Origin of the sequence: Ferrovibrio xuzhouensis, from assembly GCF_042648965.1 — a bacterium.
In the GTDB taxonomy this organism is placed as follows: Bacteria; Pseudomonadota; Alphaproteobacteria; order Ferrovibrionales; family Ferrovibrionaceae; genus Ferrovibrio; species Ferrovibrio xuzhouensis.
Window position 1 is genome coordinate 1,470,638 of the sequence record NZ_JBHRYJ010000001.1, and the last position, 21,170, is coordinate 1,491,807.

The 21,170-nt window shown below is 61.6% G+C and carries 16 protein-coding genes; 5 read left to right on the forward strand and 11 right to left on the reverse strand.

All coding sequences use genetic code 11. The features are described 5' to 3' along the window. Positions 1-6: 6 nt before the first annotated feature. Positions 7-2,748, reverse strand: a complete 2,742-nt coding sequence (locus ACFOOQ_RS07310) for a nitrate/nitrite transporter (RefSeq protein WP_379723740.1) — start codon at positions 2,746-2,748, stop codon at positions 7-9. 265 nt (positions 2,749-3,013) lie between these two features. Here ACFOOQ_RS07310 and ACFOOQ_RS07315 point away from each other — a divergent pair, with 265 nt between their 5' ends. Continuing rightward, positions 3,014-3,712, forward strand: coding sequence for a cyclic nucleotide-binding domain-containing protein (locus ACFOOQ_RS07315; RefSeq protein ID WP_379723743.1), 699 nt, complete (start codon positions 3,014-3,016; stop codon positions 3,710-3,712). Positions 3,713-3,719: 7 nt separating this feature from the next. Here ACFOOQ_RS07315 and ACFOOQ_RS07320 read toward each other — a convergent pair whose 3' ends face one another. From ACFOOQ_RS07320 to ACFOOQ_RS07330, 3 genes are read right to left on the reverse strand one after another with little or no spacing between them, the layout of a single operon-like run. Then, complete coding sequence (locus ACFOOQ_RS07320; RefSeq protein ID WP_379723746.1) at positions 3,720-4,046, reverse strand: DUF6455 family protein; 327 nt, start codon at positions 4,044-4,046, stop codon at positions 3,720-3,722. A 53-nt stretch (positions 4,047-4,099) separates the two neighbouring features. Beyond that, positions 4,100-4,633: a molybdopterin adenylyltransferase gene (mog, locus tag ACFOOQ_RS07325; protein ID WP_379723749.1), complete on the reverse strand. Its 534-nt coding sequence runs from the start codon at positions 4,631-4,633 to the stop codon at positions 4,100-4,102. Then, positions 4,630-5,523, reverse strand: a complete 894-nt coding sequence (locus ACFOOQ_RS07330) for a cyclic nucleotide-binding domain-containing protein (RefSeq protein WP_379723752.1) — start codon at positions 5,521-5,523, stop codon at positions 4,630-4,632. The genes mog and ACFOOQ_RS07330 overlap by 4 nt, the downstream gene beginning before the upstream one ends. On the opposite strand from ACFOOQ_RS07330, the gene ACFOOQ_RS07335 reads away from it, so the two are divergent. Genes ACFOOQ_RS07335 through ACFOOQ_RS07345 form a run of 3 tightly spaced genes read left to right on the forward strand, consistent with a single transcriptional unit; the run spans position 5,522 to position 7,867 of the window. Beyond that, a complete protein-coding gene (locus ACFOOQ_RS07335; RefSeq protein WP_379723755.1) occupies positions 5,522-6,739 on the forward strand; it encodes an NnrS family protein in 1,218 nt (405 codons plus the stop codon). The two genes, ACFOOQ_RS07330 and ACFOOQ_RS07335, sit on opposite strands and share 2 nt — an antisense overlap. Positions 6,740-6,769: 30 nt before the next feature. After that, positions 6,770-7,300, forward strand: a complete 531-nt coding sequence (locus ACFOOQ_RS07340; RefSeq protein ID WP_379723758.1) for a hemerythrin domain-containing protein — start codon at positions 6,770-6,772, stop codon at positions 7,298-7,300. A 3-nt stretch (positions 7,301-7,303) separates the two neighbouring features. Further along, positions 7,304-7,867, forward strand: a complete 564-nt coding sequence (locus ACFOOQ_RS07345) for a DUF2478 domain-containing protein (RefSeq protein ID WP_379723761.1) — start codon at positions 7,304-7,306, stop codon at positions 7,865-7,867. A gap of 526 nt (positions 7,868-8,393) precedes the next feature. On the opposite strand, the gene ACFOOQ_RS07350 is transcribed toward ACFOOQ_RS07345, so the two are convergent. Next, on the reverse strand, positions 8,394-9,980 hold the full coding sequence (locus tag ACFOOQ_RS07350) for a PAS domain-containing sensor histidine kinase (protein ID WP_379723764.1): 1,587 nt from the start codon (positions 9,978-9,980) through the stop codon (positions 8,394-8,396). A 33-nt stretch (positions 9,981-10,013) separates the two neighbouring features. On the opposite strand from ACFOOQ_RS07350, the gene ACFOOQ_RS07355 reads away from it, so the two are divergent. Beyond that, positions 10,014-11,633 carry a hypothetical protein gene (locus ACFOOQ_RS07355; RefSeq protein WP_379723767.1) on the forward strand — a complete coding sequence of 540 codons (1,620 nt, stop codon included), beginning with the start codon at positions 10,014-10,016 and terminating at the stop codon, positions 11,631-11,633. 20 nt (positions 11,634-11,653) lie between these two features. On the opposite strand, the gene ACFOOQ_RS07360 is transcribed toward ACFOOQ_RS07355, so the two are convergent. The 6 genes from ACFOOQ_RS07360 to ACFOOQ_RS07385 are packed head-to-tail and all read right to left on the reverse strand — an operon-like array spanning position 11,654 to position 21,168. Continuing rightward, positions 11,654-13,945, reverse strand: a complete 2,292-nt coding sequence (locus ACFOOQ_RS07360; RefSeq protein ID WP_379723770.1) for a response regulator — start codon at positions 13,943-13,945, stop codon at positions 11,654-11,656. Next, positions 13,926-15,635, reverse strand: coding sequence for a response regulator (locus ACFOOQ_RS07365; protein ID WP_379723773.1), 1,710 nt, complete (start codon positions 15,633-15,635; stop codon positions 13,926-13,928). The genes ACFOOQ_RS07360 and ACFOOQ_RS07365 overlap by 20 nt, the downstream gene beginning before the upstream one ends. Next, positions 15,625-16,731: a chemotaxis protein CheB gene (locus ACFOOQ_RS07370; protein ID WP_379723776.1), complete on the reverse strand. Its 1,107-nt coding sequence runs from the start codon at positions 16,729-16,731 to the stop codon at positions 15,625-15,627. The genes ACFOOQ_RS07365 and ACFOOQ_RS07370 overlap by 11 nt, the downstream gene beginning before the upstream one ends. After that, the gene (locus ACFOOQ_RS07375; protein WP_379723779.1) at positions 16,728-18,908 is read right to left on the reverse strand and encodes a hybrid sensor histidine kinase/response regulator; all 2,181 of its coding nucleotides are present in this window, start codon (positions 18,906-18,908) and stop codon (positions 16,728-16,730) included. Before ACFOOQ_RS07375 ends, ACFOOQ_RS07370 begins: the two co-directional genes overlap by 4 nt. Next, positions 18,905-20,581 carry a methyl-accepting chemotaxis protein gene (locus ACFOOQ_RS07380; protein ID WP_379723782.1) on the reverse strand — a complete coding sequence of 559 codons (1,677 nt, stop codon included), beginning with the start codon at positions 20,579-20,581 and terminating at the stop codon, positions 18,905-18,907. The genes ACFOOQ_RS07375 and ACFOOQ_RS07380 overlap by 4 nt, the downstream gene beginning before the upstream one ends. Beyond that, complete coding sequence (locus ACFOOQ_RS07385; protein WP_379723785.1) at positions 20,578-21,168, reverse strand: chemotaxis protein CheW; 591 nt, start codon at positions 21,166-21,168, stop codon at positions 20,578-20,580. The genes ACFOOQ_RS07380 and ACFOOQ_RS07385 overlap by 4 nt, the downstream gene beginning before the upstream one ends. Between the last annotated feature and the right edge of the window lie 2 nt (positions 21,169-21,170).

Consider the following 21,170-nt stretch of genomic DNA (forward strand, 5'->3'; position numbering starts at 1 on the left):
TGCTCCTCATTCGGCAGGGGTGACCGACAGGCGGGCTGCGCCGCCGCCGCGTTCGATGTCATGCAGCAGGCCGCCGCGCCGCGTGTAGACGAACCAGGTCAGCGCCGCGCAGGTGACATAGAAGATCATGAAGCCCCACAAAGCCGCGGCCGGGCCGCCGGTCAGCGCAATCGAGCTGCCATAGGCCTTGGGGATGAAGAAGGCGCCGTAGGCAGCAATCGCCGAGGTGAAGCCGATGATCGCCGCCGATTCCTTCTCTGCGTGGCGCAACCGGTCGGCGGCGCCCAGCGACGGCATCAGCCGCGCCATTTCGCTGCGCATGATGATCGGGATCATTTGGAAGGTCGACGCATTGCCGATGCCGGTCGCCAGGAACAAGATGACGAACATGGCGAAGAAACCCCAGAAGGCGCCGGGCTGGTCCTTGATGCCGAGGAAGTACAGCACGCCACCGACCGCCGCGATCATCAGAACGAAAGTCCAGAAGGTGACACGGCCGCCGCCAAAGCGGTCGGATATCCAGCCGGTGGCGGCGCGGCTGAGCGCGCCGACGAGCGGCCCGAGGAAAACATACTGAAGTGAGTCGACCATCGGGAACTGGGTCTTGGCCAGCAGCGGAAAACCCGCCGAATAGCCGATGAAGGACCCAAAGGTGCCGGTATACAGCCAGCACATGATCCAGTTATGGCGGCGCTGGAAGATCACTGACTGCTCGGCAAACGACGCCTTGGCTGCGTCGAGATCGTTCATGCCGAACCAGGCCAGCACGGCCGAAACGGCGATGAAGGGTATCCAGACGAAGCCGGCATTCTGCAGCCAGAGATGCCCGGTCGTACCTACCGCCTGTGCATCACCCCCCACGACGCCGAACACACCAGTGGTGATGACGATCGGGATGACGAACTGCACGACGCTGACGCCGAGATTGCCGAGACCGGCATTCAGCGCGAGTGCATTACCCTTCTGCGCCTTCGGAAAGAAGAAACTGATATTGGCCATCGAGGAGGCGAAGTTGCCGCCGCCGAAACCGCACAGCAACGCCAGCACCAGGAAGATCAGGTACGGCGTATCCGGATTCTGGACGGCATAGCCGATACCAAAGGCCGGGACCAGCAGCGACGCGGTCGACAGGGTCGTCCACAGCCGGCCGCCGAAGATTGGCACCATGAAGGAATAGAAGATACGCAGGGTGGCGCCCGACAGGCCGGGCAAGGCCGCCAGCCAGAACAACTGGTCGGTGGTGTATTTGAAGCCGACCGCCGGCAGCTTGGCGACGACGACGCTCCACACCATCCACACCGCGAAGGCCAGCAACAGGCAGGGGATTGAGATCCACAGATTGCGCTGGGCGATGCGGTTGCCGGTCCTGGCCCAGAAATCCGGATCTTCCGGCCGCCAGTCGCTGATCGCCGCGCCGGTGCCGCGGCCATGCTTGGCGGCGTCATGGATGCCTTCCAGCTCGGCAAATTGCGGCAGGTCGGCCAGCTTCCCCCCGGCCGCATTGCGCTCCATCTGTCGGACTGCCAGATGCATCCACAGGAAGGACACCGCAACGATCACGAACAGCAGCATGAAGCAGCTCGTCCAGATGCCGACCAGGTCGTTCATCACGCCGAAGGTGATCGGCAGGACGAAGCCACCAAGGCCACCGATCAGGCCGACCAGGCCACCGACCGCGCCGACATTGCCGGGATAGTAGACCGGAATGTGCTTGTAGACCGCCGCCTTGCCCAGAGACATGAAGAAGCCGAGCACGAAGGTCGTCAGCACAAAGGGGATCAGGCCCATTCGCGTGGAGAAAACAATATCGCCCCTGATGCCGTGGATGACGTATTCAGTATTCGGATACGACAACATGAACAGGCAGACCATCGACACGCCAAAGGTCAGGTACATCACCCAGCGCGCGCCATAGCGGTCGGACAGGTGGCCACCATAGGCGCGGAACAGGCTGGCCGGGATTGAATAGAGGGCCGCCAGCATGCCGGCGCTTTCGATATCGAGATCGTAGACGCCGATCAGGTAGCGCGGCAGCCACAGAGCCAGCGCGACGAATCCGCCGAAGACGAAGAAATAGTAGAGTGAGAAGCGCCAGACCTGCTGGTTCTTCAGCGGCTCGAGCTGCTCGCGGATGCTGGCCGGCTTGCGCCCTTCGGCCCGACGCCGCTTCAGATCGGGATCATCGTCGGTGACCAGCCAGAACACCACGGCAGTGACGGCCAGAACGACCGCCCAGATCTGCGCCACAGCAGGCCAGCCGAACGCGACCAGCACGAAGGGCGCGCAGAACTTGGTGACCGCGGCACCGACATTGCCGGCGCCGAAAATGCCCAGCGCGGTGCCCTGCTTCTCCTTTGGAAACCATTTCGAGACATAGGCAACGCCGACCGAGAAGGAGCCGCCGGCCAGGCCGACGCCAAGCGCCGCCAGCAGCATCATCTCGTAGCTGCGGGCATAGGACAGCAGGAAGGTGGCGATGGCCGCGAAGATCATCGTGAAGACGTTAACGATGCGGCCGCCATACTGGTCGGACCAGATGCCGAGGATGATGCGGCTGAGCGAGCCGGTCAGGATCGGCGTACCGACCAGAAGACCGAATTCCGCATCCGACAGGCCGAGTTCCTGTTTGATGCGAATGCCAATGATCGAGAAGATCGTCCAGACCGCGAAGCATACCGTGAATGCCAGTGTGCTCATCCCGAGTATCTTGTTCTGCTGGCCCGGGATCTCCCCGATGGACTGCTGCATGATCCACGTCCTCTTCGTTTTCTGCGGCGCATGGTCTGTACCTGCAGTCATGCGCCCGAGGACGATTGCGGAGGAATCACGTTGGCCGGTTGACCTGAATCAACCGAAAAACATACGATTCGACAAACAATTGGCTGTAGACTAAATGCCGTTTACGAGGCTGAAAAATGCTGCTCATTCGACAATTGGCGATCAATTACCTTCTTGATAAATGTCAAAATAGCCGCGCATTCACCAGCGACTGCAGCAGCAGGGATACAAAATTATGCGCACCGCCGATCTACCCGAGGTACGGCAGCTCAGCCTTTTTTCCGACATGGACGAGGCCAATTTCGCCGAACTGATGCAGGGGTCATTTCTGCAGCGGTTCCCGCCGCAGGTCGACCTGATCCACGAAGGCGATCCGGCCGACTTCCTCTACATCGTCATCGAGGGCGGCGTTGAACTTTTCGGCACCTGGAACGGCCGCGAAACAACGCTGGAATTCGTCTATCCGGTGGCGACATTCATCCTGGCCGCCGTTCTCAGGGATGCCGAATATCTGATGTCGGCGCGGACACTGGAGAAATCCCGCCTGCTGATGGTGCCAGCCGAGCTGATCCGCTCGATGATGGATCGCGACCCGGCCTTCGCCCGGTCCATCGTCCATGAACTGAGCTGCCGCTACCGCGCTGTCGTCAAGAGCCTGAAAGATAACAAGCTCCGTTCGTCGATCGAGCGGCTGGCAAATTTCCTGTTACGCGAAAGCCGCCATCAGGACAGACATGACGGCCTGCTGCTGCAGGTCGACAAGAAAACGCTGGCGCAGCGCCTCGGCATGACACCGGAAAATCTGTCGCGGGCTTTCGGCACGCTGCAGGAATACGGTGTCACTGTCGACGGCCGCGATATCACATTCAGCGATATCAAGGCCCTGACGATACTGGCCAAGCCGGTCGCGCATATCGACGATCCAGACTGTTGACCCACCGTCAATGCTGACGGGTTCTTCCGTCTGCGACCAGGCGCGGCAGGCCGTCGAAGCGGCCCGCATTCGGGCAGAAGGCGCGGTAGCCGGCATCTTGCGCGTCACTGTCGAGCCAGGCCTGGCAACGGCCGGCATTCCGGCAGAAAAAGCAGCGGCGCGCCGCCCCGGCGAGGACCGTGCCCCGCGCGATTCCGGCACTGGCGGCAATGTCGATCCCCAGCCGCTCCATCATCCTGCACATGAGGTCGCTGTGATGGTCGATGTAATTCAGGAACCGGCCCATATCCTTTCCTCCCATTGCAGCAGCCCGTAGGCCGGGCATGACGGCCATGCTAGACCTTCAGCCGCAGGGCCGGTTGCGCCAAATCAAACCGGCCGATCTCTTCAGGCAGTGGCCGGCCGGAAGGCGGCACATTCCGCCGGATCGGTCTCCAGCCGCGGCCCGCCGATCAGGTCGATACAATAGGGAATGGCTGGAAAGACCGCCTGCAGGCATTCAGCGAGGGCGGTCGGCTTGCCCGGCAGGTTGACGATCAGGCTGGTCCCCCGGATACCGGCGGTTTGCCGCGACAGGATCGCCGTCGGCACGCTGCGCAGGCTGACCTGACGCATCAGTTCGCCGAACCCCGGCATCATCTTGTCGCAGACGGCCGCGGTGGCTTCCGGCGTGATGTCGCGCGGCGCCGGGCCGGTACCGCCGGTGGTGACCACCAGCGGGCAACCTTCCGTGTCGCAAAGATCGATCAGAGCCGCCGAGATCAGGGCCGCCTCGTCTTCGACCAGCCGGGCGACCGACCGCCAGGACGACGACAGGATACGCGCAAGTTCCGCATGGATGGCCGGTCCGCTGCGGTCTTCGTAGATGCCGCGGCTGGCCCGGTCAGAGACTGTCAGAATTCCGATTGGCACTGCGGTCATATGACCATCCTGTTGTCCGCCCGCATGGCCCGATCGGATGCCCGGCAGAGCCCCCTCAGTGCCGCGACATCGCCGATGTCGACATCCCGCCCTTTCGCTTCGACGCCATGCTCGCGCAGCTGGCCGAACAGCCGCGACAGCAGTTCCGGGCTCATGCCAAGTTCGGCAGCAATGGTCCGCCGCTCGTCGGCCAACCGGATCGAGGCATGGCCAGCATCTTCCGGGCAGCGCCGCAGCAGGTAATAAATCAGGCGTTCTGCCGCCGAATGCAGCTTGAGTTGCCGCAGATGATCGACCAGCAACCGCCAGTGCAGGGCCAGCGTCCGTGTCATCATCAGCGACAGCGACGGCTCGACGTCCAGTGCCGCGCGGAAACGACCACCGGGGATACACAGGATGCGCGATTCCGCCGTGGTCTGCGCCGCGACCAGATAAGGAAGCTGGAGAATGGTTGCCGCGCAGACGAACATCTCGCCATCGCCGAACGTGGCGATGACCGTCGCCGGCCCGTCGTCGCAGGCTGCCGTGAGGGCGATGCGGCCGGACAGGATCAGGTAGACACTGTCGGCCGCCTGCCCCTCCCGGGCCAGAATCGCGCCCTTCCTGTAGGCACGCACGACGCAGTCCTGCGTCAGCCGCGTTACGGCTGCCGGCTCGACCTGCCGGAACAGGTCGGTCCGTTCGAACATGGCTCTGTCTTTATCCTGCATCCCGGCCACGATAGGGCGACGGAGACCGCCTTCATTGACCCACATCAACGGGAACATCCGGGTGCCGGGTCGCGGAATCTTGACGCAGTTCAAGTTTTTCCGATGCAAATATTGCAGCCTGGACCGAGGCTTGATCTGTCTCAACCGGTCGCCGGATGCGAGACCCGATGCTGTCGACATGAGCACAACCGACAACATCCTGGATGGACGGCCGCACCTGCAGACCCGGATTCCGGCCATCTTGCAGGGCGGCTTCCGGCTGTTTTTCCTGCTGGCCGGCCTGCAGGCGTCAGGCTTTCTCGCACTGTGGATTGCCGGCTGGCTGTTCGGTCTGCCGATCCCCGCTGCCGACAATGCGGTGTTGTGGCACGGCCATGCCCTGGTTTTCGGCTTCGGCGCCGCGGCTCTCGCCGGATTTCTGCTGACGGCGGTGCCAAGCTGGACCGGCCTGACGCCGGTGCGTGGCTGGCGGCTGGCCGCCCTCGGGCTGTTGTGGTTGGCGGCGCGCCTGCTGGCGTTCTGGCCGGCCGCGATCAAGGCGGGGGTCTATGGCCTTGTCGATATTGCCTTCTGGCCCGCGCTGGCGCTCCTGGTACTTCCCGGCATCATCCGGCGCAACGCCAGGCGCAACGGCTTTTTCGTCGTCATTCTCGCCGCCTTTGCCACGCTTGATGTCATTATCCATCTTGACCTCGCCGGCCGTATCGACGGATCGGGCCAGCCGGCCCTCTATGCCGGGCTGGGCCTGTTTGTGGTTTTGATCGGCATTATCGGCGGACGCATCGTGCCGGCCTTCACGACGGGCGGGCTGCGGATGGCCGGTCGGCCCGTCACGCTACAGCCGCATCCATGGCTCGACCACGCAGCGCTGGCTGCGATCATGCTGGCGTTTGGTGCTGAATTGTCCGGCATCGGCACGCAGATGCAGGCAGAATTATTCCTCCTTGCCGCGCTGCTGCATGGCTTGCGCTTCATTGGCTGGAAATTCTGGCTCACCCGGCGCATCCCGCTGCTCTGGTCGCTGCATGCCGGCTATGCCTGGCTGGTCGCCGGGCTGACCCTGAAAGCGCTTGCTGCCGCCGGCCATGTGCCCCAGGCCGCCGCCATCCATGCGCTCGGCGCCGGCTGCGTCGGCGCAACGGTGCTCGCGGTCATGACCCGCGCCGCGCTGGGCCATACCGGCAGGAAGCTGGAAGCATCTGCCGCCGCAACGCTCGCCTATCTGCTGGTCAATGCCGGCGCGTTGATCCGCGTCCTCGCCGTCCTGGTGCCGGGCGCCGATGCATGGCTGCTGCAACTGATCGCCGGCGTCGCCTGGAGTGCGGGATTCCTCGTTTTTGTCGCCGGTTATGCCGGCATCCTGACCGGCCCGCGTATCGATGGCCGCCCCGGATAAGCCGGTTTCAGCAGCATGATGGAGGCAACCATGCTCCAAGATACAACTGAAAACTCCGGATGCGGATGCGCCCGGTCGGGATCGCGCGCGATAGAAACTCTGCCGGACGAGGCGTTGATCGACCATATCCTGCACAGGTACCACCAGGCGCATCGCGAGGAACTGCCCGGACTTATCCAGCTGGCGCGAATCGTCGAGGATGCCCATTCCGCCGATCCAGCCGTACCGGCTGGCCTGGGCCTCCTGCTCAAGGAAATCCAGCTCGAGCTCGAGGCGCATATGGCCAAAGAGGAGCATGTGCTGTTCCCGCTGATGCTGTCCGGCGGTCATCCGTTGATCGCCCAGCCGATCGACATGATGCGGGCCGACCATGATGACCACGGCGACCTGCTGCGGCGGCTCGAAAATCTCATCGCGACCTGCGCGCTGCCGGAAAAGGCCTGCGGCACCTGGACAACCCTCTACGCCGGTGTGGACAAGCTGATTGCCGATCTGAGGCAGCATATCGCCCTGGAAAACAACGTGCTGTTCCCGCGCTTCGAGAACCGGAAGGAGGCCTGAATCATGGATGGCACCGCCGTGGGCATACAGACAATGGCGCCGGCTTCCGGCTTCACCCAGCAGCAGCTGGGCTATTTCCAGTACGAAAACGGCGTCTATCCGGCCGTGGCCCTGCGCGCGGCTGTCGATGCACTGCTGGCACGTGACTTGAAAGTCGTTGGCCTGATCCAGCATGAGTCGCGGATGCCCGGTCGCTCCCATTGCGACATGGAACTGGAAGATATCGCGTCGGGCGAACGTATCGCCATCTCGGAAGAGCGCGGTGCAGCGGCGCGCGGCTGCCGGCTTGATCCGGCCGGATTGGCCGCCGCCTATATGGCGGCACGGGCCGGCCTCACCGGGGACACCGATCTCGTGGTGATCAGCAAGTTCGGCAAAATCGAAGCCGAGGGCGGCGGCCTGCGCGACCTGATCGCCGAAGCGCTGGAGGCCGGGGTACCGGTGCTGATCGGCGTGCCGGAGCGCAATCTTGCGAGCTGGCAGGAATTCGCCGGGGACATGGCCCGGCAGCTCCGTCTCGACGGGTCCGGTCTCCTGGATTGGCTCGATCAGCGGGCAAATGGCTGAGAGCAGGAGCCTTCTGGTTCCAATTTGTCGTAAGCAATTAAATTACAGGTATTTTTTTAGATAGCCTGCTGACCCGCTGCATTGGCGTGCTGTCTGCCCATGCCCATTTTAATGTGTCACAAGTGTCCACCTGAAACGGCACAGGCTCACCGAACTTGGCACGCACCATCAGATGGGTCTGAACTGATTCAGAAGCTGCACGGATTTGCAAAGTAAGCCCTTGATTCGGTTGAAACGGAGAAGCGTCCTTTTCAGATGGATTTTCCACTTAACTCTGCCCAATTTTTCGAGATTGCACTTAAGTCTGCACAAATCCCGAAGCTTTCGGTCGTGGCTCGGATGCCGCGATCGATTCGTCGATAAACCCCTGTGAGATGAGTTAAATATAATGCCTAAACGATAATGGCACTCCAACTGGCACGGGGCCGGCCGTTAGCATCTCTCCAACGGCGTCAGAAAGCCGCAGGGTTAGCCGATTTGATCACGCTTGTTCGAGGCATGCGCAGTTACCGATGGCGAGAGCGACTCAATCCTCACTCATAATCGCCGTTATTGCGGCCGATAAATCAGCGCGGCGATATGGCTTCGCCAGGAAATTGACAAAGGGGTCAGCCGAGGCCTCTCCGACCCCCGCTGTACCGACAAACCCGGAGGTCAGCAGGATCTTCAGATCCGGCTGCAGTTTCCTGGCGGCGTTTGCAAGTTCCACTCCGCTCATCCCGCCCGGCAATAACACGTCACTGAAGAGCAGATCGAATGATCGGTCCTTATTCAGGATTTCCAATGCCGCTTCGGCGTTGCTGGAGGAATCGCAGCGATAGCCGAGAGTCGCTAGTTGTGCCATCACGATCCGGCGAACATCGTCGTCGTCCTCTACAACGAGAATGCGGGATTCGGCATTGTTCGATCGGGCCTTCCGATTGGCAGGCTGTCGTTTCGGTTCCTCGTCCTGCATCGAGACATGCGCCTTTGCACGCGGAAGATAGAGACGAACTTCCGTTCCCCTCCCCGGCTCGCTCTCGATCTCGATGTGGCCGCGCTGCTGCTTGAGGAGGCTGCGGATGATGCTGAGCCCCAGGCCTGCAGACGGGCCTTCTTGCCGCGTCGTGAAGAAAGGCTCGAACACCCGCTCCAGCTCTTGCGGTGTCATACCCTTCCCATTGTCCCGAACGGCCAGCATGACATAGTCACCAGCCGTCGCGTCGGGGTTGCCGCGCAGATCATCGCTTCCGAGCGATTTGTTCGCGGTCTCGATCAGAATGATGCCGTCATCGGTTACCGCATCCGCAGCGTTCTGGCACAGTCCATCCACAGCCGCTTTCACCTGGCTGGCATCGGCGATGGCACGCCACAGATTCTGGGCGGGCTGCACGTCGATTGTCACACGCGAGCCATGTTTCTCTCTCTGGGACTCGAGGACTTCGGCGATACAGGCGTTGATATTGACTGCCTGGCTGTTCGGCGGCTGGCGCCGGGCAAAAGCGAGAAGCTGCACCGTAATCTCGGCGCCCCGTGAAGCAGCATTCAGTGCGTCAAGGAGGTGCTCGGCCGCCTCGAAATCCTGCCGGACATACGGATCCAGAAGCTCCAGACTGCCCATGATGACCGCGAGCAGATTGTTGAAGTCATGAGCCAGACCTCCTGTCAGCTGGTTGACCGCCTCCAGCTGCTGGATGTCGTGCGCCTGCTGTTCCGCTTCGATCTGGGACGTGATGTCTCGGCCGATGAAAAAATACTGACGGTCCGGCTCTGACCACTGCCCAGTCCACGCCAGGGTAACTGCCTGACCGTTCTGGTGCCGATAGCGGCATGTGAAATTGCGCAGCTGGCGCCCCTCGCGCATCAGGCGCATTTCGCTGCGCGCCATCGCGAGATCGTCCGGAAGAATAAAGCGGATTCCGCTTTGGCCGATCATCTCCTCCGGACGGTAGCCAATGATCGAAACGGAACTCGGGCTGATGCGGAGATAATTTCCCCGGCTGTCGACCACCAGAATCAAATCCAGGGAAGTCTCGAAAATTCGCTGATTGAGGGAATGTATCTTGTCCCTGTCGCTTCCTGCCTTCCGCCAGCGCGAGAACCGAGCATTCGGAAAGCCGGTAAAAGGCGGCATGTCCCCCTCCCGGGCTTGGTTTTCGTGTCATTCATGCCGAAGGCCAGCACCACCATAATTCACTTCTGCGGCGCCGGAAAACCCGAAATTCGTGTATTCAAACAAAATCGTGGTGCAGATTACGGGAATACGGCCTACGATGAAAACCATTTTTGGGGAGCCGAGGTGGCGGGGCCAGCCTGCAGATTCAAGAGCTGGAGCATGGCTGAGGAAAAATCCGTACTCAAACAATTGAGCAGCCTTTTCTTCGGCGCGGACGCCTCTCCGCCGCCCGTTCGGCGCAATTCCGGACGCAGCAGCCCAGCTTCGAAACCCGCGCCCGTATCGACAACATCCGATATCTCTCTACCGGCCAAACTGCCCGCCGGGACCCTTCAGGTGATTGGCCTTGCCGGAATCCATACGGCACTCGGGGATCAATGGGAGAAGGCCGTCGAACGAATCTATCGCGTTGTGGAGAGCACGTTGCGCCGGCGCCTCGACACGTCCGATGCCCATTACAAAGTGGACCCCGAGAACTATCTCGTCCTGTTTACCAGGCTGGGCCGACGGGAGGCCGAATACAAGGCTGCGGTCATAACCCGGGAAATCGAGAATCTCCTGCTCGGCGAACTGGACGCCGATATTTCAGCGCCGCTGACCTCCAGTATCGCCGAAGTGGATCGTACTCTGGTCCTTGATCGCGTCGGATCCTTGAGTGAACTCATGGCATATGTGCGGGCCGGTGGCACCGAGGAGACAGAGGCGGGAGGCGATAGCATCACCCTGTTCACGGATGCCCCGGAGACCACCTCTCAAACTGCCGAGCCGGCCACTGCGCTTGGCGCAGGGCCGGATCTGGCCGACCTTGATCAATCCCTGGCCGGCCTGTTCCAGAAGAAGACGAACGCGGCGTTCCTCAAGGAATGCACGGCTGGTTTCTATCCCGCATACAGCGTGAAGCGGCGTTCCTTTCCCGTGTTCGATGTGTCGGTTCAGCATCAGCCGACAGGCAAAGAAGCCGACCAGGTCGACGATCCTCTCATCGAGGACAAAGACGACCTTTCCTTCTATATCGACAGATATGCGCTCACGACAGGGCTGCTTGGCCTGCACCGCATGCTGTCCGCGGGACACAAGGGAATTGTCAGCATCCGCGTCTCGTATCGAACCCTGTCCGTCAGGACTCTTCGGGATGTCTATCTGAGCCGGCTTAAGGAAATGCCGTCCGGGATCGTAAAGCGGATTGCCATGGCGATCACGACCATTCCCGACGGTACTCCCGCGAGCCGGGTATCTGAGATGCTGAGCTATGTCCAGCCATTCTGCTCAAGCCGCATTATCTGCATCCGGCCGGACCCGACCCTGGTGGATCTGTATGCCGGGACCAATTGCCACGCCTTTATGCTGCCCGCTCCGGATGATCAGGGCGACATGGCAGGTCGCTTCAAGACCGTAGCGGCCGTTGCGAAACGTGCAGACTGGTACCGGCGGGAATCGATCCTGACGCGCGTGGAGCATCAAGACGACGTCAATGCCGCTGTCGCCGCAGGAATCACATTCGTAGAAGGTCCCGCCATCGCGGGCCTGATCGACACGCCAGGCCACCGCGATGACATCGACGGTCACCCCAGTTCAGGCCCGGTCCTCCGCCCGGTCGCTCAGTTGCAATAGAATCCGCACCCCCAAGTCCGCTATTCCCCGAATGCCTGCCTGATCTTGGCCGCAAGCCTCCTCCTGGTGTACGGCTTCGTCAGCCAGTTGTGATCCCCCACTTCGGTCTGAGTGGATCCGAATGCGCCGTCGGCATAACCCGATGTATAGAGCACCTTGATGTCCGGCCGCAAAGACAGCGCCCTCTTGGCCAGATCGAGGCCTGTCATGCCCCCAGGCATGATGATGTCGGTGAACAACAAATCGATTTTTGCAGTACGCCCCAGGATCTCCAACGCCTCGGCACCGTTGCGGGCAATCAGCACGTTGTATCCGAGTTTGCGGAGCGCAGCGGTGGCCGTGGCCCTGACGTCGTCATCGTCCTCCGCCAGCAAAATGGTTTCGCCGCGCCCAAGAACGATCCCGGCTTCCGCGCCACCTTGCTGGTCCAGCTTCTGCCCTCCCGTTTCTCGCGGGAAGTACAGCTTTACCGATGTCCCGTGTCCCACTTCGCTGTATATGGTCGCATGACCGCCGGATTGCTTCATGAAACCGTAGACCATGCTCAGACCGAGTCCCGTGCCTTTGCCGATCAGCTTTGTGGTGAAGAACGGCTCGAACGCCTTCTCCAGCACGGCCGGCGTCATACCGGTACCGGTATCGGAAACGACGACCGAAACGTAATCCCCCGCAGCCATTTCTATATAACTGTCTGCGTAAACTTCATCGAGACTGACATTCTCGATCTCGATATGCAGGAGTCCGCCGTTCGGCATCGCGTCCCGCGCATTGATGCACAGATTCAGGATGGCGCTCTCAAGCTGGGCCTGATCGACCCGTACTGGCCACAGGTCGGAACCAATCTTCGTGCGGATATCGATCTCTTTTCCCAGGATGCGCTCCAGCATGCGCAAAAGACTCTCGGCAGCTTTCCCCAGATCGATGCTGACCGGCGACAGTTGCTGCCGCCGCGAGAATACCAGCAGCCTTCGTATGAGATCGGCGGCCTTTTCGGCCGCACCCATGGCCGCTCCCGCGTATTCCCGAGATGTATCTATCTCGCCTGGATTGTCCTGCAACAGTTCCAGATTGCCGATGATGACGCCCAGGATATTGTTGAAGTCGTGTGCGACACCGCCGGTTAACTGCCCGATCGCTTCCATCTTCTGGGCATGGGACAGTTGTTTCTCGAGGCTCCTCTTTTCAGTAACATCTATGCAGGCCCAAAGGAGATTCGCGGCGCCTCCCTCACCGTCCCTTATGACCGATATCAGCACCGCAGCATCCCGTCCGCCATGGTCGACGAATTGCGCCTCTATATCTGCGACATGTCGTTTCTTCTGTAGCCGTCGGACGACCTGCGTTTCGTACAGCTCCCGCGTCTCGGCAGACATGTAATCGAGAATGTTGCCCAGATCTCCTGCGTCGTCTTCCTTTTCCTTGGCAGCGAACCGGCGCCAGAGACCATTGGCTGCCACGATCTTTCCCGCAGCCGTTGTCGTACACATCATGACTGGCGCCCTGTTATAGAGCGACCTGTAACGCTTCTCGCTTTCGAGCAGCGCTTCCTCCGATCTCTTTCGCTGGGTAATATCGCGCGTGATCCCGACCAGTCCGGAAACCTTCCCGTGTTCGTCGAGGACCGGTGCTTTAGTTGTCGATATCCACTTCGAGGTCCCGTCCGGCTGCGGCAGCTCGATGATGCGATCCAGGAGCGGCTTGGCAGAGCCCAGCACCGCGTCGTCCTCCTGCTGAACCCGCGTGGCTATGCTCGACGGCGCCAGCTGCATTATCGTCCTTCCGACAATTTCTCCAGGCGACGATAGTCCGAAATCACGGGCGGCCGGCATGTTTGCCCGGATATAGCGGCACCGGCTATCCTTGAAGAATATCCGATCCGGGATTGCCTCCATCAGGTTCCCCAGGAGTGCCTTTTCATGCGAAAGATCATGAGTCAGGCGGAAGTACTCGAAGGCCCGATGAACCATGAGCCGCAGTTGGTCCGAATCCCACGGCTTCGAGATGTACCCGAAGATCTGTCCGTCATTGACGGCATTGATGACAGCCTTCAGGTCGGCATAGCCGGTCATCAGAACGCGCGTCGCATCCGATACTTGTCGCGCCCGGGCCAGGAATTGCTCTCCGGCCATCCCCGGCATCCGCTGGTCGGACAGGATGACAGACGTCGCCACACCGCCTTCAAGCAACCGAATGGCCTCCTCGCCGGACTGACAGTCCAGGACTTCGTACTCGTCTTCCAGAAGATCCTTGAGGGCCTTGAGGATTTGCGGCTCGTCGTCGACGACGAGAAGTCTAGAGGGGCGTGCGTTCATGAGGACGGTCCTCCAAATCAAGCGGAATGCTCACGGTAAACAGCGCACCGCCCTCCGGGCGGTTACAGACTTCTATACTTCCACGATGCGATTGTATGATTCGGTAGCTGATCGAGAGACCCAGCCCCACTCCCACACCGACCGGTTTGGTGGTAAAGAAGGGCTCGTAGATTCGGTCGGCTATTGCCTTGTCGATGCCCGGTCCGTTGTCGGCCACCAGAATCTTGAAATTGCCGGCTTCCCTGCGGGTCTCGATCGCAACATCGCCATGTCCGTCGACCGCATCCATCGCATTCGACACGAGGTTCATGACAACCTGGTTGAGCGGCGCCGGGTAGCACGAGATGCTGTTGTCGTCGCAGAAGTCCGTCGACAGCGTAATTCCGTCCTGCAGGCGGTGATGCAGAATTGCGATCACCGCTTCGATATTCTCCCGCATGTCGCATTTCTTGAACTCGCCCTCATCGAGCCGGGAGAACGTTCGCAATTTCAGGACAAGCTGGCGCACCCGCTCGAGGCCGTCTGCAATATCGCCTGTGCGATTGCGTGCTTTCTCGATACGAGCCATTGCCGGGGGTGGCATATGTACGTCGGCATCTGCCATAATCTGATCCAGTAGGCGGGCAACCGTATCGGCATGTCCTTTCACATAGGCCACCGGATTGTTGATCTCATGCGCGATGCCGGCGACCAGTTCGCCCAATGAGGCCATTTTCGCAGCCTGGATCAGTTGGGCCTGGGTGTTCTTGAGCTCCTGGTTCGCCACTTCAAGCTGATCTGCCAGGGCTGCCCGTCGTTCCGCCGCTTCCCGCTCGGTACGTTCGCGCACGATTTCCAGTTCCTGCGCCCGGAAATGGCCGCTGATCCGTTCGTGCTCGTCCCGCTGCAGCTTGCGCCGCAGCAGCGATCGGATGCGCGCCTTCAGGATCGATATGTCGCTCGACTTGCTGACGAAATCATCGGCGCCGGCTTCCAGCGCGCGCATCATGTCTTCCTTCGTATCATGTCCCGTGATCATCAGCAGTGGAAACCAGGCCGCTCCGGTATTGCGGAAACGGTCAAGCCGGCGACACATTTCCATGCCGTCGATGCCCGGCATCACCAGGTCGACCAGGAAACAGTCGCAAGCGCCATGGGTCAGCCGCTCGATTGCCAGATCGCCGGATCCGAACGTCTCCACCTCATAACCGTCTGCGATCAGTTCCTGGCGAAGGAACTCCAGGAATGTCATGCTGTCGTCAACGACGAACACAAGCTGACGCCGGCCCTGACCGGTTCCCGGCCGGAATGCCGCCGCCGAAGATCGGTTTCGAGTGCGAAGCAGGGCGTTGATCCTGGCCAGCAGGGCATCGTCGTCTGCCGATTTCGGCATATAGTCGTCCGCTCCGCTGTCGAGACCCAGACGCTCGACTTCGGCCTGCGAGTCACCGGTCAGCATCAGGAGCAGGACGTCGGCCGTGCCGGGGCTCAGCCGGATTTGCCGGCAAAGATCGTCTCCCTGCATGTCGGGCAGATGATAATCGACCAGAACAAGGTCGAATTGATTGTCACGCAACGCATCCAGCGCATCCTTGGCGGAAGCGGCATGCGCGGCACCAATCCCCGCTTCCTCCAACAGGCCGACCAGCTTGATCGCCTGGGTCTCGGAATCCTCGACAACGAGCAGCTTCCAGGCGAGCTCATCGGACATGAGTCGAATGCTCCTGGCGCGTCATGTCCCGCAGCCTCGGTCCGATGGCAGGTAGCGGTAACAACTCGCATACTGCATCCAGGCGGGCCGCAGCCGCGGGCATGCCATAGATCACGGCCGTGCTCTCGTCTTCCGCGACCGTGAAACCGCCTTCGTCACGTACAGCCTTCAGCCCGGCTGCGCCATCGTCTCCCATTCCAGTCAACACCACGGCCATCGCATGCGGGCCATGGTTCAGCGCCAATGACCGCAGCAGCCGTGTGCCGGACGGTCGTTGACCATCCAGCGGCGCTTCGTTTGAAATATGCAGCCGGTCGCCAACCAGTTCGAGATGATGCTCTGGCGGCGAGACATAGACGTGCCCCGCCTGCGGTCGTTCACCTTCGGTAGCGAAGACCACCGGCATCGACACCGTGTCTTTGAGCCACGAGACGAACCCCGTCAGGAACGACGATGTAATATGCTGCACGAGGAAGACAGGAAGGGAGTAATCGGCGCCGAGTCCCTGAAGCACGGTGGCGACGGCATTGGGTCCTCCCGTGGAAGCGACGATGCCCAGGCATCGATAGCTGCCCGCCGGCAATGACGACGGGGCCTTCCCCGTCCGGGAACTTGCGTGCTGGACCGATATCCAGGGTCGGGGCTGGCGATGGCCGGCAGACAGCCGAATGACTGGGACGTCGCTCATGATGACCAGTTGCCGGCACAGCCGTTCCGCAATGGCCGCATAGCCGGCACTGACAGGACTGACCGGCTTCTCGACGACAGAAAGTGCCCCCGCGCGCAGGGCATTCATCGAGATCTTCAGATCTTCCGATTCGACACTTGCGGAGACGACGACAATCGGTGTCGGGCGCTCCGCCATGACCCGGCGCGTCGCCTCGAATCCGTTCATGCCGGGCAGCCGGATGTCGAGGGATATGACGTCGGGCCGCACGCTTCCCAGAATCCGCAGTGCCTCCTCTGCGCTCTCGACTGCCGCAGCCACCTCGAGACGAGGATCGCGGGAGATGATATCGACCAGCAACAGGCGGGCGACTGCCGAATCCTCGACGACAAGGACACGAATTGGGCGCTTTCCGCTCCCCATGGTCATAGGATCTGCTCGACGGCTTCGATCAGCTGCCGCTGATCGAAACTCTGCTTGACGATATAGGCGGAGGCCCCGAGGGTCAGGCCTTTGCGGCGGTCGTTGTCGCTGTCACGCGATGTCACCAGGATCACGGGGATGCCAGAAAACCGTTCGTCGTTTTTCATGGCGTAGAGCAGCTCGAAACCATCCATGCGCGGCATCTCGATGTCACTGATGACCAGATCCGGCCTCTCCTCCACCAGCAGCGAGAGCGCGTTGCGGCCGTCGACTCCGAGCTTCACCCGGTAACCCATCGCTTCCAGGATGCTGCGCTCCAGGGTGCGTGTGGTGATCGAATCGTCGACCACAAGGATAAGTGGCGCATGGCTTTCCTGCGGCGCGGCAACCGGCGCCGCAGACAGATGACGGGGAACCTCGGCTGCTGCCTTCAGCATGGCTGACGGGTTGATGACGGATATGATGTTCCCGCCCGACAGGCTGACTACGCCGGCCAGCAATTCATGTCCGGGCAGCGTGTCCTCAGTACCGTGGATGACCGCATCTTCGACCGAAACAAGCTCGTCGACGACAATGCCGGCAACCGCACCGCCCGATCGCATGAGGATGACGGCCATCATGCCACCGGCGGTCGCGGACACTCGATCTCGGTCCAGGCCAAGCAGGTAACCGAGACTGACGAGCGGCACCAGCTCCTTCGATCCCGGCAGCGCCACGGCTGGAGCACCATCCGCCATCTGCGCAGCGTCGACCGGCAGGCGATGGAGTCGCTGGACCGCATGGATCGGAATGGCAAAGGCCTCACCCTGGCAACGGACTTCCAGGACCCGGCTGCCTATGGCCGCCAGCGGCACCGTAATCGTCGCCTCGGTTCCGCTGGGCGCGACCGTTGCGAGCCGGAAAGTGCCCTGCAGGCGCCGGACTGCCTCGTCGACCACGGACAGCCCGACGCCGCGGCCCGAAATCTCGGAGATCGTCTCGGCCGTGCTGAAGCCGGGACGAACAAGCACCCTGGTCAGATCGGCTGCTTCACCGGAGAATTCGCCAATTCCGGATACCAGGCCGTGCTGCTCGGCAGCCAGGCGGATTCTTTCACGATCCAGACCGGCGCCGTCGTCCCGGATACTGACAAGGAGATGACTGCGTTGCGTGGAGATATGGATCGTGACGCGCCCTTCGGAGGCCTTGCCGTTGCGCATCCGCTGCTCCGGCAGTTCGATGCCATGCGCAACAGCATTCCGCAGCAGATGCATGATCGGGTCTTTCAGCGCCTGCAGAACATCACGGTCGGCACGGGTATCGCCGCCGCGGATCGTAACGAAGACCTGCTTGCCCAGCTGGCGCGCGGCATCGCGGGCGGTTCTGTCCATGTCGCCGAGCACGGTTTCGGCCGGCACGATACGCAAGGCCCGGACATCCCGGAATAGCTGGCGACTCAGCCGGTCGCGCCGCCAGCCGGCATTCCATTGCCGGTAGCGCATGCCCTTCACCTGATTCTTGGCCCTGTCGAGCAACGCGCGGACGGCATTGGCAGCCGCAGCGTCATCCACGGCCGACCGGTTGAATGCATCGGGCTTGATCAGGTTGTGTTCGAGCTGGTCAACAATGCGTTCGAGCGCACGCAGATCCGATTGTTCCAGTTCGTACTGGCGGCTTGTCGCCACCAGTTCTCCGGCCCTTCTCAGAAGGACGTCGAGGCTGCCCGCATCGACCCGCGCCGCCTCGCCGGCCGGGGCCCGAGACATCATGGATTCGTACGGCGCCGCAACGGGAGCCGGCGCGGGGGCAACCGCAGTGCTGCCGGCAAGCAGTTCTTCGACGCCGGTCTGCGACTGCAGGGGCGGGATTTCCGCGCCACCGGACCAGCGGGCCACCGAATCTTCGATATCGTCGAACGCGGCATGGATCACAGCAACTGTAGCGCGATCGAGCGGACGGCCGCCCGACTGGCATTGCGCCATCAGTGTTTCCAGCCGGTGCGACAACGCCTCGATGGCGCCCAGTCCGACCGCCCGGGCCGCGCCCTTGAGACTGTGGACCCGGCGATACGCTTCGGCGAAGTTGAACCCCGACGAATCGTAGCCTGCGGCCGCCAGCTCGCCCAGCAAGGCTCTGACGGTCTGCAGATGATCCCGGTATTCGATCCGGAACGCCGCTATCAGTCGCTCCTGGATGGCGCTCACACGCGATACCTTTCCACCGCCTTCTGCAGCTGGCTGCTCAGCGCCGCAAGCGTCGACGCGGCCCGGCCGACCTCCTTGCTGCCGGTTGCCATCTGCTCGCTGGCCTCGCGGATGTTGTGCACCGACTGCGTGACCTGCTCGATACCGACCTGCTGCTGCCCCATGGCGGCAACGATCTGCTCGAACGTGACGACACTCTGCTCCACGCTGTGCGCCAGTTCGTTGATCGTCTGTTCGGAGGCTGCGGCTTGTTCCTTGCCGGATTCGACGCGCTTCACCGCCTCTTCTGTCTGCATTACTGCGGTGCCGATCCCACGCTGGATGTCGCCCAGAATCGAACGGACTTCGACGGTAGCGTCTTTCGCCTGGCCTGCCAGATTCTTCATCTCGTCCGCGACGACGGCAAAGCTCAGGCCGTGCTCTCCTGCGGCGGCCGCCTCGATCGCGGCATTGAGTGCAAGCAGGCTTGAACGTTCTGCGATATCGTTCACCGTCGTGATGATGCCACCAATCGACTGGGTCTTCTCGGTCAGGGCGACGACATTTCCCGCCACCTTCTCGGCCTGCTCGCGGATGGCGTCCATGGCGCGGGTCGTCTCATTGACCGCCTGCAATCCGGATTTGCTGGCCGAAGCCGCTGCTTCGGCCGCAGTGGCCACGCCCCTTGCCCGTTCGGATATCTGCGCGCCGGAGCTGCTGACCTCGTTCAACGTGGAGGTTATCTGCTGGATTGCGGCGCTCTGCTCGCTTGTGCCGGCGGCTTGCTGCTGGACCGAAGCCTGCATTTCTGCCGCCGATGCATTCAGATTCTCGGTGGCACCGCGAATCTGCGTCGCAACTTCTTTAAGGCCGGCCACCATGTCGTTCAGATGCCTGCCCAGCTTTCCAAGTTCGTCGCCGCTCAGGCGCTCCATCTGCCTGGTCAGATCTCCGCCACCGACCTGCTCTACAAATCGCATGAAGTCACGGAGCGGATTGGTGATCGAGCGATACAGGAGAAACGACACGAGGACGGCAAGCAGCAGGGCAACGACCAGGACAATGATCGAGGTCTGCTGGATTGCGGCATGCAGATCGACGATATTTTGCTGATCGATATCGGCCAATTGAATCGTCAGCTCTTCGGCCTTGTTTCCCTCCGCGACGGCACTGTCACGCAGTTTCTGCAGGACATCATGCAGTCCTGAGTACGAGCTCAGGTCCGTCTTCGAAAAAAGGTCGAAAAGCGATCCCGCGGCGGTTACGGTGTTATCGTGTATTTGCGCCCTGGTTCTGGCGTTGTTCAGAAGCTGGTTCCACAATTGCCGGCTGCGGTCCGACTCTGCCCTCTTCATGCTCTGCTCGGAAATGGCTGCAAGCTGCGCCAGTTCGGTTTTGTAGCGGTCGCCGAGCAGGACCCATTCCTTCTGAAAGGCGACAGGGTCTCTTGCCGTCAAGCCGGCCTTTCTGGCGAAATGCGCCGCCCATGCGCTTTCGAAGGCCGCCTCCATGTCTCGACGGGTATTGCCGACCTTCCGGATCAGCTGCAAGGCGGCGAAATCCTCTTCAACGATCTCGGATGCGGCCTGCCGCATCTGCTCCATGTTCGTTAACTGGTACCAGCCGATGCCGATCATCAGTGCGAGAATAATCCCGATCCCGGCGACAATCCTGTGGCCTATGTTGAGCGTCATTTCTTCCCCCCGGCAGAAAACGGTTCCAGCATCCACAAAGCGTTGATATCGATAAGCTGCAACCCGGCCTTTGTTGCGACGCCGTACAGCAGCCGTTCGCCGCGATCGGACAATGCTTCGATCGTGCGTATCTCGGCGCGGTCGATCCGGCCGGCCGCCGCAACCGCGTCGACCCGCAGAGCGATCCGGCGGCGATCGTGCCGCAGCAAGACGGCATAGCCCGAAGCAGCTCCGCCCGCCGCGATCGAGCCCCCGAGCAATCCGCCGAGGTCATAGAGCGCCCAGCTATCGCCTTGGCTGCCGATGATGCCCAGCAACGGCCAGCGTCCGCCGGGAGCGGCGGCGCAGCCGGTATAGGGAACGATCCGGGTGACAGAAGTCAGCGGAAGCCCGTAGCTCTCTTCCCCGATGCGGGCCGACAACTGTTCCGGGATCAGATTTCGTTGCCGCGACCGATTCTGCGATGCCACAAGCTCAGACGCACGACGACGCAGCAGCGTGTCAAGCTCTGCGCCCGCGACCAGACCATCCTCGAGCGTGCCGCCCGCACGTTGGCTGCCCACGCCCTGATCAATTCTGCTCGCCATGC

Bases quoted from the DNA above. Each gene is read 5' to 3' on its own strand.
- ACFOOQ_RS07330 (WP_379723752.1), bottom strand. From the start codon at position 5,523: ATGTCGACAGCATCGGGTCTCGCATCCGGCGACCGGTTGAGACAGATC.
- ACFOOQ_RS07345 (WP_379723761.1), top strand. From the start codon at position 7,304: ATGGATGGCACCGCCGTGGGCATACAGACAATGGCGCCGGCTTCCGGC.
- ACFOOQ_RS07360 (WP_379723770.1), bottom strand. From the start codon at position 13,945: ATGAACGCACGCCCCTCTAGACTTCTCGTCGTCGACGACGAGCCGCAA.
- ACFOOQ_RS07365 (WP_379723773.1), bottom strand. From the start codon at position 15,635: ATGTCCGATGAGCTCGCCTGGAAGCTGCTCGTTGTCGAGGATTCCGAG.
- mog (WP_379723749.1), bottom strand. From the start codon at position 4,633: ATGACCGCAGTGCCAATCGGAATTCTGACAGTCTCTGACCGGGCCAGC.
- ACFOOQ_RS07380 (WP_379723782.1), bottom strand. From the start codon at position 20,581: ATGACGCTCAACATAGGCCACAGGATTGTCGCCGGGATCGGGATTATT.
- ACFOOQ_RS07355 (WP_379723767.1), top strand. From the start codon at position 10,014: ATGCCGAAGGCCAGCACCACCATAATTCACTTCTGCGGCGCCGGAAAA.
- ACFOOQ_RS07340 (WP_379723758.1), top strand. From the start codon at position 6,770: ATGCTCCAAGATACAACTGAAAACTCCGGATGCGGATGCGCCCGGTCG.
- ACFOOQ_RS07350 (WP_379723764.1), bottom strand. From the start codon at position 9,980: ATGCCGCCTTTTACCGGCTTTCCGAATGCTCGGTTCTCGCGCTGGCGG.
- ACFOOQ_RS07320 (WP_379723746.1), bottom strand. From the start codon at position 4,046: ATGGCCGTCATGCCCGGCCTACGGGCTGCTGCAATGGGAGGAAAGGAT.
- ACFOOQ_RS07335 (WP_379723755.1), top strand. From the start codon at position 5,522: ATGAGCACAACCGACAACATCCTGGATGGACGGCCGCACCTGCAGACC.
- ACFOOQ_RS07310 (WP_379723740.1), bottom strand. From the start codon at position 2,748: ATGCAGCAGTCCATCGGGGAGATCCCGGGCCAGCAGAACAAGATACTC.
- ACFOOQ_RS07370 (WP_379723776.1), bottom strand. From the start codon at position 16,731: ATGACCATGGGGAGCGGAAAGCGCCCAATTCGTGTCCTTGTCGTCGAG.
- ACFOOQ_RS07385 (WP_379723785.1), bottom strand. From the start codon at position 21,168: ATGGCGAGCAGAATTGATCAGGGCGTGGGCAGCCAACGTGCGGGCGGC.
- ACFOOQ_RS07315 (WP_379723743.1), top strand. From the start codon at position 3,014: ATGCGCACCGCCGATCTACCCGAGGTACGGCAGCTCAGCCTTTTTTCC.